Source organism: Pseudomonas sp. Sample_21 (assembly GCF_004307525.1).
Lineage (GTDB): Bacteria > Pseudomonadota > Gammaproteobacteria > Pseudomonadales > Pseudomonadaceae > Aquipseudomonas > Aquipseudomonas atacamensis.
Map to the genome: position 1 here is coordinate 21,997 of NZ_RCNZ01000089.1, position 15,817 is coordinate 37,813.

Annotated in this window: 13 protein-coding genes; 11 read left to right on the forward strand and 2 right to left on the reverse strand. The window is 61.5% G+C overall.

All coding sequences use genetic code 11. The annotated features are described in order from the left end of the window. The first annotated feature begins 144 nt into the window (after positions 1–144). Positions 145–1,119 carry a serine/threonine protein kinase gene (locus D8U71_RS16800; protein WP_130888261.1) on the forward strand — a complete coding sequence of 325 codons (975 nt, stop codon included), beginning with the start codon at positions 145–147 and terminating at the stop codon, positions 1,117–1,119. A 204-nt stretch (positions 1,120–1,323) separates the two neighbouring features. Next, complete coding sequence (rarD, locus tag D8U71_RS16810; protein WP_016772855.1) at positions 1,324–2,211, forward strand: EamA family transporter RarD; 888 nt, start codon at positions 1,324–1,326, stop codon at positions 2,209–2,211. A 222-nt stretch (positions 2,212–2,433) separates the two neighbouring features. Here rarD and D8U71_RS16815 read toward each other — a convergent pair whose 3' ends face one another. After that, a complete protein-coding gene (locus D8U71_RS16815; RefSeq protein ID WP_130888262.1) occupies positions 2,434–2,952 on the reverse strand; it encodes a glycine cleavage system protein R in 519 nt (172 codons plus the stop codon). Between the two features lie 623 nt (positions 2,953–3,575). Here D8U71_RS16815 and D8U71_RS16820 point away from each other — a divergent pair. Then, a complete protein-coding gene (locus D8U71_RS16820; RefSeq protein WP_130888263.1) occupies positions 3,576–5,753 on the forward strand; it encodes a malate synthase G in 2,178 nt (725 codons plus the stop codon). Positions 5,754–5,879: 126 nt separating this feature from the next. On the opposite strand, the gene D8U71_RS16825 is transcribed toward D8U71_RS16820, so the two are convergent. After that, entirely contained in the window at positions 5,880–6,326 is a 447-nt protein-coding gene (locus tag D8U71_RS16825; protein WP_130888264.1) for a response regulator, read from the reverse strand. 255 nt (positions 6,327–6,581) lie between these two features. Here D8U71_RS16825 and D8U71_RS16830 point away from each other — a divergent pair, with 255 nt between their 5' ends. The 8 genes from D8U71_RS16830 (at position 6,582) to D8U71_RS16870 (ending at position 15,769) form a co-directional block, all read left to right on the forward strand. After that, positions 6,582–8,516 carry a putative nucleotidyltransferase substrate binding domain-containing protein gene (locus D8U71_RS16830; RefSeq protein WP_307845062.1) on the forward strand — a complete coding sequence of 645 codons (1,935 nt, stop codon included), beginning with the start codon at positions 6,582–6,584 and terminating at the stop codon, positions 8,514–8,516. After that, positions 8,513–9,220 carry a 3'-5' exonuclease gene (locus tag D8U71_RS16835; RefSeq protein WP_130888266.1) on the forward strand — a complete coding sequence of 236 codons (708 nt, stop codon included), beginning with the start codon at positions 8,513–8,515 and terminating at the stop codon, positions 9,218–9,220. The genes D8U71_RS16830 and D8U71_RS16835 overlap by 4 nt, the downstream gene beginning before the upstream one ends. Before the next feature lie 242 nt (positions 9,221–9,462). Further along, positions 9,463–9,939: an RNA polymerase sigma factor gene (locus D8U71_RS16840; protein ID WP_189691481.1), complete on the forward strand. Its 477-nt coding sequence runs from the start codon at positions 9,463–9,465 to the stop codon at positions 9,937–9,939. Beyond that, the gene (locus D8U71_RS16845; RefSeq protein WP_130888267.1) at positions 9,936–10,910 is read left to right on the forward strand and encodes a FecR family protein; all 975 of its coding nucleotides are present in this window, start codon (positions 9,936–9,938) and stop codon (positions 10,908–10,910) included. The genes D8U71_RS16840 and D8U71_RS16845 overlap by 4 nt, the downstream gene beginning before the upstream one ends. Before the next feature lie 258 nt (positions 10,911–11,168). Continuing rightward, complete coding sequence (locus D8U71_RS16855; RefSeq protein ID WP_125925483.1) at positions 11,169–13,595, forward strand: TonB-dependent siderophore receptor; 2,427 nt, start codon at positions 11,169–11,171, stop codon at positions 13,593–13,595. Positions 13,596–13,669: 74 nt separating this feature from the next. Continuing rightward, on the forward strand, positions 13,670–14,800 hold the full coding sequence (locus D8U71_RS16860; protein WP_130888269.1) for a PepSY-associated TM helix domain-containing protein: 1,131 nt from the start codon (positions 13,670–13,672) through the stop codon (positions 14,798–14,800). Further along, positions 14,797–14,976 (forward strand): hypothetical protein, encoded by a 180-nt coding sequence (locus tag D8U71_RS16865; protein ID WP_016772844.1) that lies wholly within the window; start codon positions 14,797–14,799, stop codon positions 14,974–14,976. Before D8U71_RS16860 ends, D8U71_RS16865 begins: the two co-directional genes overlap by 4 nt. Positions 14,977–15,139: 163 nt before the next feature. Then, complete coding sequence (locus D8U71_RS16870; protein ID WP_051600799.1) at positions 15,140–15,769, forward strand: glutathione S-transferase; 630 nt, start codon at positions 15,140–15,142, stop codon at positions 15,767–15,769. Positions 15,770–15,817 lie beyond the last annotated feature (48 nt).

Consider the following 15,817-nt stretch of genomic DNA (forward strand, 5'->3'; position numbering starts at 1 on the left):
AGCATCTGCCCAATGGCAAGCCAAGGTCTTCGGTGATGGCGATTACTCGCGAAGAGGCCCGGGCAGACACCAACACCCTTCGCGCCGCCATCTGCGCTACCATGCCGAGCCGGACGCAGCAGCCTGCTGCGCGCAGGAGTCAGCATGGCCCACCCGTTTGAAACCCTCACCCCCGATCTCGTCCTGGATGCCGTTGAAAGCATCGGTTTCCTCAGCGACGCGCGCATTCTGGCGCTCAACAGCTACGAAAACCGGGTGTATCAGGTCGGTATCGAAGACTCCGAGCCGCTGATTGCCAAGTTCTATCGTCCGCAGCGCTGGACCAACGAGGCCATAATCGAAGAGCACCAGTTCACTTTCGAACTGGCCGACATCGACATTCCGGTGGTAGCGCCGCTGATTCATAACGGCGAAACCCTGCATGAGCACGCCGGCTTCCGCTTCACCCTGTTCCCGCGTCGTGGTGGCCGGGCGCCGGAGCCGGGCAATCTTGATCAACTCTATCGCCTTGGCCAGTTGCTCGGGCGCATGCATGCGGTGGGCGGCACCAAGCCGTTCGAGCATCGCGAAGCCCTCGCAGTGCAGAACTTCGGCCATGCCTCGCTGAACACTTTGCTCGAAGGCAATTTCATTCCCAAGAGCCTGCTGCCGGCTTACGAGTCGGTTGCCCGCGACCTGCTCAAACGCGTCGAAGACGTCTACGCCGCCACGCCGCACCAGAACATCCGCATACACGGCGACTGCCACCCCGGCAACATGATGTGCCGCGACGAGATGTTCCACATCGTCGACCTCGACGACTGCCGCATGGGCCCGGCGGTGCAGGACATCTGGATGATGCTCGCCGGCGATCGCCAGGAATGTCTCGGGCAGTTGTCGGAATTGATGGACGGCTACAACGAATTCCATGATTTCGACCCGCGCGAGCTGGCGCTGATCGAACCGTTGCGCGCCTTGCGCCTGATGCACTACAGCGCCTGGCTGGCGCGGCGCTGGGATGACCCGGCGTTCCCGCACAGCTTTCCGTGGTTTGGCACGGAGCGGTATTGGGGCGACCAGGTGCTGGCATTGCGTGAGCAGTTGGCGGCACTGAATGAAGAACCGCTGAAACTCTTCTGATTCAAACCTGAACCCTGTGGGAGCGAGCCTGCTCGCGAAGACGTCATTTCAGGCAACATCGATGTTGAATGTCAGACCGCGTTCGCGAGCAGGCTCGCTCCCACAAGATCGCTGTTCACAATTCTATGAACATTGGTCTACGACATTCGCGGACAAATCTCCTTACAATCCCTCCTTTGTCAGCTGCCTGAGCAAGGATTCTGCATGCAAGCCGCCAACCCGCGTCGCGGGTATATTCTGGGCCTGAGCGCCTACATCATCTGGGGCCTTTTCCCGATCTATTTCAAAGCCATTGCCGAAGTCCCGGCCGTCGAGATCATCATCCATCGGGTGCTGTGGTCGGCGCTGTTCGGTGCGTTGCTGCTGATGGTGTGGAAACACCCGGGCTGGCTGCGCGAGTTGCTCGACAATCCCAAGCGCCTGGCGATTCTTGCCTTGAGCGGCACGCTGATCGCGGCCAACTGGCTGACCTACGTGTGGTCGGTGAACAACGGTCGCATGCTCGAGGCGAGTCTGGGTTATTACATTAATCCGCTGGTCAACGTGCTGTTGGGCATGGTGCTGCTCGGCGAACGACTGCGGCGCATGCAGTGGGTGGCGGTCGGGCTGGCTGCCATCGGCGTGGCGCAGCAGGTGTGGCAGGTCGGCAGTCTGCCATGGGTGTCGCTGGCGCTGGCGCTGACCTTCGGTTTCTACGGCCTGATCCGCAAGCAGGCGCCGGTCAAGGCGCTGCCGGGGCTGGTGGTGGAAACCTGGATGCTGGTGCCGATCGCAATTGCGTGGTTGCTGTTCAATCAGACTGCCACGAGTGTGCAGCCGGCCTTCTGGACCACCTCCGAAGCCTGGTGGCTGGTGGCTGCCGGGCCGGTGACGCTGGTGCCGCTGGTGTGTTTCAACGCCGCCACCCGCCACTTGCCCTATACCACCATCGGCTTCCTGCAATACATCGCGCCGACGCTGGTGTTGCTGCAAGCCGTGCTGCTGTTTGGCGAGCATTTGTCGTCCAGCACGCTGGTTGCGTTCATGTTTATCTGGGCTGGTCTGGCGGTGTACAGCGTCGATGCGTGGATAAGTCTGCGCCGGCGCGCCTGATCAAAAAACGCACAAACCTCCGCAGGCCACGGTTCTCGTGGCCTGCATCGTTCCTTCCCAAGCTTATCCACAGCGTGATCCCCGCCGTTTGTGCGCAAGTCACTGAATGTTGACGGTTTTTTGATCAACCTGCGCAAAGCCACGGCCGGCGTGGCGTGGCGGTCTGTCTCTACAGGTTATCCACAGGCAGGTGCACGTTAAACCTGAATAACCCTGTCTGCGCTAAACCTCTGTGCGTAACACCAGTTCGACCATCAGATCATCGGCCAGGGTTTCCAGGCGCGCCTGCAGAACGTCGAGCGACAAGGTGAGTGGCACCGCCAGAATCGCCTCGGCGTGAAACAGCGGCTCGCTGCTCATCGGCGCCGGGCGCACCTCAGTTACCAGTCGCTCCAGGTTCACACCCTGCTCGCTCAACAGCCGAGTGATATCGCGGACGATACCCGGTCGGTCATTGCCGACCAGTTCCATAGTGATCGGTTTCCACGTGCAGGACTGCTCCACTCCGCTTTCGGCTATCAGTACCCGAATGCCATGGGCCGACAGCGCTTGCAGGGCATCGACCAGTTCGTCGTAAGCCTCCGCCGGCACGCCCACGCGCAGAATCCCGGCGAACTGCCCGGCCATGCGTGACATGCGGCTTTCCAGCCAGTTGCCGCCGTGCTCGGCAATGCATTGGGCGATGCGCTCGACCTGCCCGGGCTTGTCCGGGGCGAAAACGGTGAGTACGAGATGGTCCATGGCGCAGCCCTCTTGTCATGACTTTTGTTATCGAAGGGCAAGTATAGGCAAGCGGATTGATTCAGCCTGACCCAGTGCTGGCAGATGATGACCTGTGGCGAGGGGATTTATCCCCGTCCGGCTGCGCAGCAGTCGTGAGTCCTGCCAATTGGGTCTGCCAGCCGGACCGCAGGGGGCGGCTTCGCCACCCAACGGGGATAAATCCCCTCGCCACAAATCGTTACACCCAAATTGCTCCTTAGCAGGCCCACAGTAATTATGTGTACAACTTTCGATATTTAACTGGAACAATCCAATGCTTTTTTGAGAACATCCCGTTCCGCGACGTGACCGCAATGCGTCATGAGGTCGCAGAACGACGTAATTAGTCTGATTTTCACAAGCGCAACTCATCATGTAGTATGCCGCAGCGCGCACTACATAACGCTGGATCGATGTCTGCCCAAGGCCCTTCGCAATCCTGAAAGCCCCGTCAGCAAGGCCTCCAAGCCGTTGATTGGTCCTAGCCCAGCCGCCAGTAATGGCATGTACTGGTCCGCAGGTTTGCGGTTTAAATGGCCAGAAGCTTCATTGTTAAATTGACGAGCTGAAAAGCGAAATAGCTGAGCAGAGTGAGGCAAGCAATGACTGAACACGTTCAAGTCGGTGGCCTGCAGGTCGCCAAAGTCCTGTTCGACTTCGTGAACAACGAAGCCATTCCCGGTACCGGCCTCACCGCCGAACAATTCTGGGAAGGTGCCGACAAGGTCATTCATGACCTGGCGCCGAAGAACAAAGCCCTACTCGCCAAACGCGATGACTTCCAGGCGCGCATCGATGCCTGGCATCAGCAGCATGCCGGCCAGGCGCACGACGCCGTGGCCTACAAAGCTTTCCTGCAAGAGATCGGTTATCTGCTGCCAGAAGCGGCTGATTTCCAGGCGACGACGCAAAACGTCGACGATGAAATCGCCCGCACCGCCGGCCCGCAACTGGTCGTGCCAGTAATGAATGCGCGCTTTGCGCTCAACGCCTCGAACGCCCGCTGGGGCTCGCTGTACGACGCCCTCTACGGCACCGACGCGATCAGCGAAGACGGCGGCGCGGAAAAAGGCAAAGGCTACAACAAGGTGCGTGGCGACAAAGTCATCGCTTTCGCCCGTGCCTTCCTCGATGAAGCCGCACCACTGGCCGCTGGCTCCCACGTCGATTCGACCGGCTACAAAATCGCTGACGGCAAACTGGTCGTCACTCTGAAGGGCGGCAGCAACAGCGGCCTGCGCGATGACGCTCAGTTGATCGGCTTCCAGGGCGACGCCAACGCGCCGATCGCGGTGCTGCTCAAGCACAACGGCCTGCACTTCGAAATCCAGATCGACGCCAGCACCCCGGTCGGCCAGACCGACGCCGCCGGCGTCAAAGACATCCTCATGGAAGCGGCGCTGACCACGATCATGGACTGCGAAGACTCCGTGGCCGCCGTTGATGCCGACGACAAAGTGGTGATCTACCGCAACTGGCTCGGCCTGATGAAGGGCGACCTCGCGGAATCCGTGTCCAAGGGCGGCCAGACCTTTACCCGCACCATGAACCCGGATCGCACCTACACCGCGCCCAATGGCGGAGAAGTGACCCTGCACGGTCGTTCGCTGTTGTTCGTGCGCAACGTCGGCCATCTGATGACCATTGATGCGATCCTCGACAGCCAAGGCAACGAAGTGCCGGAAGGCATTCTCGACGGTCTGGTGACTTGCCTGGCAGCAATGCACAACCTCAACGGCAACACCTCGCGGCGCAATACCCGCACCGGTTCGGTGTACATCGTCAAACCGAAAATGCACGGCCCGGAAGAAGCGGCGTTCACCAACGAGCTGTTCGGGCGCATCGAAGACGTCCTGCGCCTGCCGCGCAACACCCTGAAAGTCGGGATCATGGACGAGGAGCGCCGCACCACGGTCAACCTCAAGGCTTGCATCAAGGCGGCCAGCGAGCGTGTGGTGTTCATCAACACCGGTTTCCTCGACCGCACAGGCGACGAAATCCACACCTCCATGGAAGCCGGCCCTGTCGTGCGCAAGGCGGACATGAAGACCGAGAAGTGGATCGGCGCCTACGAGAACTGGAACGTCGACATCGGTCTGAGCACCGGCCTGCAAGGTCGTGCGCAAATCGGTAAAGGCATGTGGGCGATGCCGGACCTGATGGCCGCGATGCTTGAGCAGAAGATCGCTCACCCGCTGGCCGGCGCCAACACTGCCTGGGTCCCTTCTCCAACCGCCGCTGCGCTGCACGCCCTGCACTACCACAAGGTTGACGTGTTTGCGCGTCAGGCCGAACTGGCCAAACGTGCCCGCGCCTCGGTGGACGACATCCTGACCATTCCACTGGCAGTGAACCCAAGCTGGACACCAGAGCAGATCAAGAACGAACTGGACAACAACGCCCAGGGCATTCTCGGTTACGTGGTGCGCTGGATCGACCAGGGTGTCGGCTGCTCGAAAGTGCCGGACATCAACGACGTCGGCTTGATGGAAGACCGTGCGACGCTGCGTATCTCCAGCCAGCACATCGCCAACTGGCTGCGCCACGGTATCGTCAGCCAAGAGCAAGTGATGGAAAGCCTCAAGCGCATGGCGCCGGTGGTCGACCGTCAGAACGCCAACGACCCGCTGTATCGCCCGCTGGCACCGGACTTCGACAGCAACATCGCCTTCCAGGCGGCGGTCGAACTGGTGATCGAAGGCACCAGGCAACCGAACGGCTACACCGAGCCGGTGCTGCACCGTCGTCGTCGCGAGTTCAAGGCCAAGAATGGTCTGTGACTTGAGTTGATGGTTGGAATGAAAAAGGCCCTGATCGAGAGATCAGGGCCTTTTTGTTTTTGAGGTGGATTGATCGTTCCCACGCTCTGCGTGGGAACGATCATCTGCTGGGCAACGGGATGTATCTTAAGGCTCGATGCCCAATTCATGCTTCACCAACTCAAGCAGCTTCCCCGTATCAATCGGCTTGAGCAGAAAATCCACCACGCTCAAGTGCATCGCTTCGATCGCATCTTTCACGTCGGCATCGCCGGAGACGATGATGATCGGCATCGCTGCCCGTACCGATTCACGCACCTGGCGAATCAGCTCGAGGCCGTCGACATTGCCCATGCGCAGGTCGGTAATCACAAGGCCGATCGAAGGCTTTTCATCGAGCATTTTCAGCGCGGTTTCACCGCTGGCTGCGGTCATGCAGCGAATGCCGTACAGCGCGAGAATCTCCGACAACAGCTCGCGGGCGTCCTTGTCGTCGTCGACGATCAGGACACGCTGCGGCGGCAGATCAGGTTCGAGCATCACTGCGCTGAGCGCTTCCCGCTCGGCGTCGCTCAAAATATCGTGGTCGGACATGGCGCTCTCTAAATGTTCAAACAATCCCTGGCAAGTCGTCAGACATCACCGGACAGCGCTTCAATGTGCACTTCGTCGGAATTTTTTCCAAGTGGCTAGCGCAAGCTTTTCCGAGCTTTTGCGTAGGTTATTTCCGAAAATCGGCCAATGGTGGCAAAACCTAGACTTACGTCCAATGGGCACCCTGCCCGCCGGGGCCGACCATGGTCGCAACGATCCGACAACAACAATTCGAAAAAGACTGCGGTAATGGTTATGAGCAAAGCGGACGCCTTCACCCAGGCAGGGAAAACCGCGGTGTTGCAGAACATTCAGGGCACCCTGCAATTCCTCCAGCGCTTCCCGCCCTTCAATCAGATGGAACATGCCCACCTCGCCTATCTGGTGGAGCAATGTCAGCTGCGTTTTTTTGCCCAGGGCGAAAGCATCATCAAACCGGCCGACGGCCCGGTGGAACACTTTCATATCGTCAAACAGGGGCGAGTGGTCGGCGAACGCCAGCACATCACCAAACCCGGCACCGAGACCACCTTCGAAATCACCACCGGCGAATGCTTTCCGCTGGCCGCGCTGCTCGGTGAACGCGCCACACGCACCGAGCACCTGGCGGGCGAAGACACCTTTTGCCTGCAACTGAACAAACTGGCGTTCATCAAACTGTTCGCCCTCTCCAGCGCCTTCCGCGACTTCGCCCTGCGCGGAGTCAGCAGCCTGCTCGATCAGGTCAACCAGCAAGTCCAGCAAAAAGCCGTGGAGACCCTCGGCACCCAGTACTCGCTGAACACCCGTCTCGGTGAACTTGCGATGCGCCATCCGGTGACTTGCAGCGCCGAGACGCCGTTGCGTGAAGCGGTGAAGCTGATGCACGAGCAACAGGTCGGCAGCATCGTCGCGGTGGATGAGCACAAGGCGCCGCTGGGGATTTTCACCCTGCGCGATTTGCGCCATGTGGTCGCCGAAGGTGTCGGTGATTTCAGCGACGCCATCGAACAGCACATGACTCGATCACCGTTTTATCTGTCGCCGGATCACAGCGCCTTCGATGCGGCGATCGCCATGACCGAGCGGCACATTGCTCACGTCTGCCTGGTCAAGGATCAACGCTTGTGCGGCGTGGTGTCCGAGCGTGATCTGTTCTCCCTGCAACGGGTCGATCTGGTCCACCTCGCCCGGACCATCCGCAGCGCGCAGCGAGTCGAACAACTGGTGACCTTGCGCGGCGAGATCGGCCAACTGGTCGAGCGCATGCTCGCCCACGGCGCGTCTTCGACGCAGATTACCCACATCATCACCCTGCTCAACGATCACACGGTGTGTCGGGTAATTGAACTGACCCTCGCGGAAAAGGGCGACCCGGGCGTGCCGTTCATCTGGCTGTGTTTCGGCAGCGAGGGCCGACGCGAGCAGACGCTGCACACCGACCAGGACAACGGCATCCTGTTCGATGCTCGCGATGCGGCGCACGCAGCAGAAATACGCGGCAAGCTGCTGCCGATTGCCCAGCAAATCAACCAGAGCCTGGCGCAGTGCGGTTTCACTCTGTGCAAGGGCAACATCATGGCCGGCAATCCCGAGCTGTGTCTGTCGCGGGCCGAATGGGCGCGGCGCTTTGCGGCGTTCATCCGCGAAGCCACGCCGGAGAACCTGCTGGGCTCGAGCATTTATTTCGACCTGCGCGTGGTCTGGGGCGATGAGCAAGGCTGCGAGCAATTGCGCCGGGGCATCCTCGATCAAGTCGCTGACAATCGTCTGTTCCAGCGCATGCTCGCCGAAAATGCGCTGCGCAATCGCCCTCCCGTTGGGCGCTTCCGTGAATTCGTGCTGGCCCGCAAGAACGGTGAGAAGGCCACGCTGGATCTGAAAATCCAGGGCCTGACGCCGTTCGTGGACGGCGCCCGTCTGCTGGCGCTGGCCAACGGCATCGACGCCAACAACACCCTCGAACGCTTTCGCCAACTGGTCGATAAAGAGGTCATCGAGCCGCTCGACGGCGCGGCGTATGAAGAGGCCTATCACTTCATTCAACAAACGCGCATGCAGCAGCATCAGTTGCAAACCCGGGAAAATCAGCCGTACTCCAACCGCGTCGATCCCGACAGCCTCAATCATCTCGACCGGCGCATCCTGCGCGAATCCCTGCGCCAGGCGCAGCGCCTGCAAAGCAGCCTGACCTTGCGGTATCAGCTATGAGCCTGTTCTCCTGGCTACGCCCGGCCAGCCCCGTGGTGTCGGCGGACTCGCAGCAGCGGCTGGCGAAGCTGCCGGCGCTCGCCGAGCTGAACGAATGCAGCCTGCGCGGGCAGCGCTGGGTGGTGCTGGACCTGGAAACCACCGGCCTGAATATGAGCAAGGATCGGGTCCTGTCGATCGGCGCCGTGGTGATCGAGGACGGCGCGATCGATTTCAGTCAGCAGTTCGAGCGCACGCTGCAATGTCGCGAGCTGAAGCTCAGCCCCAGCGTACTGATTCATGGCTTGGGGCCGAATGCGATTGCCGCAGGCAGCGACCCGGCGGAAGCGTTGCTGGAGTTGCTGGAGTTCATCGGCGACAGCCCGGTGCTGGCGTTTCATGCGCCGTTCGATCAGCACATGCTCGGGCGTGCAGTGAAGGAGCACTTGGGGCATAAGCTGCAGCATGTGTTTCTGGATGTGGCGGACATTGCGCCGCTGTTATGTCCGCAGGCGCAGATTCGCGAGGCCGGGCTGGATGAGTGGATCGAGTGGTTCCGGCTTGAAGTGTTCGAGCGGCATAACGCGAGTGCCGATGCGCTGGCCACGGCGGAGTTGGCATTGATTCTGTTCAGCCGGGCGCGGGCGCAGCAGATTTACAGTCCGTTGCAGTTGCAGCAGCGGTTGAGCCAGTGGAAGCGGCGGCAGCAAACTCACTCTTTCTAGCGCTACCCCTGTAGGAGCTGCCGCAGGCTGCGATCTTTTGATTTTATAAACAGCAAGATCAAAAGATCGCAGCCTTGGGCAGCTCCTACAGAGGCATGCAGCCCTATCACCTGACCAGTGGCCAATTGCTAACCATTCCCACCTCTGCCAGAATCGCGAACTATTCTCGTTAGTTAACATTTCCCAATCGGTGATGTCCGGTGTCGTCAGTGCCCAACCCCCACAGTGAGCTCGTCGGTGCGATGTATCGCGACCATCGCGGTTGGCTGCTGGCGTGGTTGCGGCGCAATGTGGCGTGTCCGCAGCGTGCCGAAGACCTGAGCCAGGACACCTTCGTGCGCTTGCTCAACCGCGACGAACTGCTTACGCCGCGCGAACCTCGGGCGTTTCTGGTGGCGATCGCCAAAGGCCTGTTGTTCGACTACTTCCGCCGCGCCGCGCTGGAACAGGCCTACCTCACCGAACTGATGCTGATCCCCGAAGACGAGCAGCCTTCGGTGGAAGAACAGCAAATGATCCTCGACGACCTCAAAGCCATCGATCGCCTGCTCGGCAAGTTGTCGACCAAGGCCCGCGCGGCCTTCCTGTATAACCGCCTCGACGGCCTCAGCCACGCCGAAATCGCAGACAAACTCGGTGTCTCGGTACCGCGCGTGCGGCAGTATCTGGCCCAAGGCCTGCGCCAGTGCTACATCGCCCTGTACGGTGAGCCGACATGACGGCGGCCAGTTCGCGCCCGGTGCCGGCGCATGTGCTGGACGCGGCGATTGCCTGGCAATTGACCCTCGATTCGAGCACCGCGCTGGAGCGTGAAGAATTCGCTAAATGGCATGCCGCCCATGAAGAACATGCCCGTGCCTGGCGTCAGTTGGGCATGCTCGATCAGCGCTTCAGCGTCGCCAAGGGCCCGGCCCGAAGCGCGTTGCTGCAATCGCGCGAAGGCATTCGCCGGCGCGTGCGCAAACTCGGCAGCGGGCTGGCCAGTGTCGTGGTGATGATCGGTCTGGGGCTGTTTGTCAGCGAGCGCTACCTGCCGCTGGATTACTGGCTCGCCGATCAGCGCACCGCCACCGGTGAACAGCGCACCGTGCGCCTGTCCGACGGCACTCTGCTCAACCTCAATACCCACAGCGCGGTCGACGTACGCTTCGATGACGAACGCCGCTTGATCGTGTTGCAGGAGGGCGAAATCCTCGTCGAGACCGGGCATGGCGACGCGCGGCCGTTTATCGTCGAAACCCGCGAAGGCAGCATGCGCGCGCTGGGCACGCGGTTTCTGGTCAAGCGCGAGGACGATGGCACACGCCTGAGCGTGTTGCAGTCGGCGGTCGCGGCCCATGCCCAGGCCAACCCGCAAGAACTGGTTCTGCGCGAAGGCCAGCAGGTGCTGTTGCGCAGTGACGGGCTGGGCTCGATTGCCGCCCTCGCCCCCGGCGCCGATGCCTGGACGCGCGGCATGCTGGTGGTGGACAACGCACGGCTGGGCGATCTGGTGCATGAGCTCGGGCGCTATCGTCGCGGGCATCTGGGCGTGGCGCCGGAAGTGGCCGATCTGCGCATTACCGGCAGTTTTCCGTTGCATGACATCGACAAGGCCCTGAGCGCTTTGCTGCCGACCCTGCCGGTGCAGATCGAGCGGCATACGCCGTATTGGGTCACCGTGGCGAAGGCGGAACCCTCCGCCCCTTGACATGATCGTTCCCACGCTCTGCGTGGGAATGCAGCCCGGGACGCTCTGCGTCCCTGCCGAAGCGGACGCAGAGCGTCCATTGAGGCATTCCCACGCGGAGCGTGGGAACGATCAGTGTGGGAGCGAGCCTGCTCGCGAAGGCGCCATCAGCCGCACAACCATTTCCCGCAAAAAAGAATTTCCACCCAGCCCTATCACTTTTCCAATCTCGTCCGGCACACAGGCAATTGAGAAATATTTCCATTCAGGAGCCGCCGTATGTCCCGTTCGCCAGACACCTTGTTGCGCCCCAGTCTGCTGGCTTTTGCCATCGCTTTCGGCACGCCGCTGATCAGCAGTCCGTTGCTCGCCGCTGAGCAAGCGTCCAGCGTGCGCGCCTACAACCTGCCGGCGGCGCCGCTGTCGACCACCCTGAACCAGATCGCCAGCCAGGGCGGCCTCGCCCTGTCGCTCAATCCTGCGCTGGCCGCCGGCAAAACCTCGGCGCCGGTCAACGGCCAGTACGACGCCGCCGGTGCCCTGCGCGCGGCTTTGCGCGGCACCGGTCTGCAGCTGGAACAGAGCAGCGCCGGCACTTACACCCTGGTGGCCGTGCCGGAAGGCACGCTGGCCCTGCCGGAAACCTCGGTCATCGGCGTGGAAAACTTCGAAAGCGCCTGGGGCCCGGTCGAAGGCTACACCGCGACCCGCACCGCCGCCGGCACCAAGACCGACACCGCGCTGGTCGAAGCACCGCGTTCGATTTCGGTGGCGACCCGTCAGCAAATGGACGACCGCAGCGTGCACAGCCTCGATGATGCCGTGCGCTACATGCCGGGCATCACCGCCAGCAGCTACGGCAGCGACACCCGCGCCGACTGGCTGCGCGTGCGCGGTTTCGAGCCGACCCAATTCCTCGATGGCCTGCCGCTGCCCAAAGGCGTGTACGCCAACCCGAAACAGGAAACCTGGAACCTCGACCGCCTCGCCCTGCTGCGTGGCCCGGCCTCGTCGGTGTACGGCCAGACCCCGCCGGGCGGTTTGCTCGACATGGTCAGCCGCCGCCCGAGCGCTGAAGCCAGCAGCGAAATCCAGTTGCAATACGGCAGCGACAATCACCGCCAGATCAACTTCGCCAGCACCGGCAAGATCGATGACGCCGGGCAGTTTCTCTATGGCCTCAGCGGCGTGGTGCGCGACAGCGGCACCCAGGTCGACCACGTCGACAACAAGCGCTACAACATCGCGCCGAGCCTGACCTGGAACATCGATGACGACACCAAACTCACTCTGCTGAGCCAGTTCACCCGCGACGACACCGGCATCACCAGCCAGTTTCTGCCGATCCAGGGCACGAAGATCAAATCGCCGCTCGGTGATATTTCCCATCACAAGAATCTCGGCGATCCGGATTGGGAATACTACGACCGCACCTACTACGCGTTGGGTTATGCCTTCGAACATCGGTTGAACGATGTCTGGCAGTTCAAACAGAACCTGCGCTACACCAAGTCGGACCTGTCTTTCCAGTCGCTGACACCCGGTTCCTACCCGTTCACCACCGTGGATGCAGAGGGCAACGTCGGCCGCACCAGCACCAGCGTCGACGAAGACATCAGCCAGTTTGCCGTGGACAACAACTTCCAGGCCGACTTTGCCACCGGCGACATTCGCCACACCTTGCTGCTGGGTCTGGATCACCAGCGCAGCAACACCAACTACACCTCGATCTTTGGCGATGGTCTGCAAACCAACGTCATCAACCCGATCTACGGCCAGCCGATCGTACGTCCGGCGCGCTCCACGGCGTTTTACGACTACAACCAGAAGACCTACCAGACCGGTCTCTACGTGCAGGACCAAATGGCTCTCGACCAGTGGCGCCTGACCCTCGGCGGCCGTGAAGACTGGGTCCACACCAGCACCCAATTCATCAACCAGAGCGACGCCACCAACACCCAGCGCGACAAGAAATTCAGCGGCAACGCGGCGCTCAGTTACGTCTTCGATAACGGTTTCGTGCCGTACCTGTCCTACGCCGAATCCTTCCAGCCGACCACGGGTGCCGATGCCACCTCGACCGGCTCGCTCAAGCCAACCGAAGGCAAGCAGTGGGAACTGGGCATCAAATACCAGCCTCCGGGCAGCAAGACCCTGCTGACCGCCGCCGTGTATGACCTGACCCAGAAGAACGTCGCGGTGAACACCTTCGTCAACAACGTCTCGGTGACCAGCCAGACTGGCGAAGTGAAGGTCAAAGGCCTGGAGCTCGAAGCCGTGTCGGATGTGACCGACAACCTCAAAGTCATCGCCGCCTACACCCTGGCCAAGTCCGAAGTGCAGAAAGGCGTCGACAAGGGCAACCGCCTGCAACTGATGCCCAACCAACAAGCCTCGCTGTGGACCGACTACACCTGGCACGCCGGCGTGCTCGACGGTTTCGGTATCGGTGCCGGCGTGCGCTACACCGGCAACACCTACGGCGACAAGGCCAACACCTGGCTGGGCAAGGCCGATGCCTATACCGTGTTCGACGCCAGCGTGCATTATGATCTCGGCCGTCTGGACAACAGTCTCAAAGGTGCATCGCTGGCGGTGAACGCGACCAACCTGTTCGACAAGGACTACATTTCCACCTGCGACAGCTTCTACTGCTACTACGGCGACCAGCGCAGTGTCGTCGCCAGCGCCACTTACAAGTGGTAAGCCAGTGAGCTGAAACAGGCCCTGTTCCCAGGCCGTCCGTACCGGACGGCTTTGGTGTTTTTGAAGGTCATGCAATGAAAAGTAAAACCATCCGCCGCTGGTCGTTCATCCACACCTGGACCAGCCTGATCTGCACGGTGTTTCTGCTGATGCTAGCGCTGACCGGTCTGCCGCTGATTTTCAGCCACGAGATCGATCACGCGCTGGGCAACGCCCCGGAACTGCGCGAGATGCCGGCCGACACGCCGCAACTCGACCTGCAGCAACTGGTCGATGCCGCGCAGAAACATCGCCCGGGCGAAGTCATGCAGTACTTCGGTTATGACGACGAAGAGCCGAACGCGGCGTTCGCGATCATGGCCAGGACGGCCGACACCGAGCCGAATTCTTCGCACACCTTCATGCTCGATGCGCGCACTGGCGAAGCGCTGGAAACCCCTTCGGCCAACGGTGGCTTGATGCTGTTCATCCTGCGCCTGCACGTCGACATGTTCGCCGGGCTGCCGGGCAAGCTGCTGCTGGCGTTCATGGGTCTGTTGTTTGTCGTGGCGATCGTGTCCGGCACGGTGCTGTACCTGCCGTTCATGCGCCGCTTGAAATTCGGCACCGTGCGCCAGGACAAATCGACAAGACTGCGCTGGCTCGACCTGCACAATTTGATCGGCGTCGTCACTTTGACCTGGTGCCTGGTGGTGGGCGTGACCGGAGTGATCAGCGCCTGCGCCGACCTGCTCATCGCTGCCTGGCGCAACGACGCGTTGACCACGCTGATCGCGCCGTATCGCGATGCGCCGCCGCTGACCCAACTGGCGCCGGCTACGCGGCTGCTCGACATCGCCGAGGAAGTCGCACCGGGGATGAAGCCGGATTTCATCGCCTTCCCCGGCACCCGTTTTTCCAGCGAGCACCATTACGCGGTGTTCATGAAGGGCGGCACGCACCTGACCTCGCATCTGCTGACGCCGGTGCTGATCGATGCCACGACGCTGCAAGTCACCGCCGTGGCCGAACGGCCGTGGTACATGGACGCCATGGGCATGTCGCAACCGCTGCATTTTGGTGACTACGGCGGCATGCCGATGAAGATTCTCTGGGCAACCCTGGATGTGCTGACAATCATTGTGTTGGCCAGTGGCGTTTACCTTTGGGTAGTGCGGCGCAAGGCGGCCAAGCCTGTTCTGGAAACGGCGGAGGCCTCGGCATGAAGCCGCGTCAGTCGAGTTTCTGGAAGGTCTTCAGCACACCGATCGTGATCGCCCTGCTCAGTGCGGCGGGGCTGTTTGCGGCGTTGCTGGGGGATGGAATCTGGGATGCCTTGAGCTGGGTCGGGCTTGGCGTGCCGGCATTTCTGGCGATAAGAGGTTTTCTGCCGCGAAGCTGAGAATCCCTTGTGGGAGCGAGCCTGCTCGCGAAAGCGCCCGGACCCTCAACATCAAAGTCGACTGTCACGACGCCTTCGCGAGCAGGCTCGCTCCCACATGGGTTCTGCGCCGGACGCGAGCAGGCTATGCTGCCCGATCATTGTCCTGATCGAGACCTTGCCCATGTCCGCCCCCAGCATGACCCTGTACCACAACACCCTGTCGCCCTTTGTCCGCAAGGTCATGGTGCTGCTGCACGAAACCGGTCAGCAGGATCGTGTCGCGCTGCAGGACTGCGTGCTCAGCCCGGTCAGCCCGAACCCGGAGCTGATCGCCGACAACCCGTTGAGCAAAATCCCCGCCCTGCGCCTGGCCGATGGCAATGTCATCCATGACAGCCGCGTCATCCTCGAGTACCTCGACCAGCAGCACGTCGGCAATCCGCTGATCCCCCGTGAAGGTGCGGCGCGCTGGCGGCGCCTGACCCTGGCGTCGATGGCTGACGGGATCATGGATGCCTCGGTGATGGTGCGTTATGAAACCGTCCTGCGCCCGGTGGAAAAACACTGGGACGAATGGCTCGACGCCCAGCGCGACAAGATCCGCCGCGCCCTCGCCGTGCTGGAGAGCGAAGCGATTGCCGAGCTGACCAGCCACTTCGATGTCGCGGCGATCAGCGTGGCCTGCGCTTTGGGCTATCTGGATCTGCGCTTCCCGGACATGGACTGGCGTGCAGCCAATCCGCAACTGGCCAACTGGTATTTCGAGGTGAGTCAGCGACCGTCCATGGTGGCGACGATGCCCAAGCCTTAGATCTGGGCTGCCTGTTCCGGCCTCTTCGCGAGCAGGCTCGCTCCCACA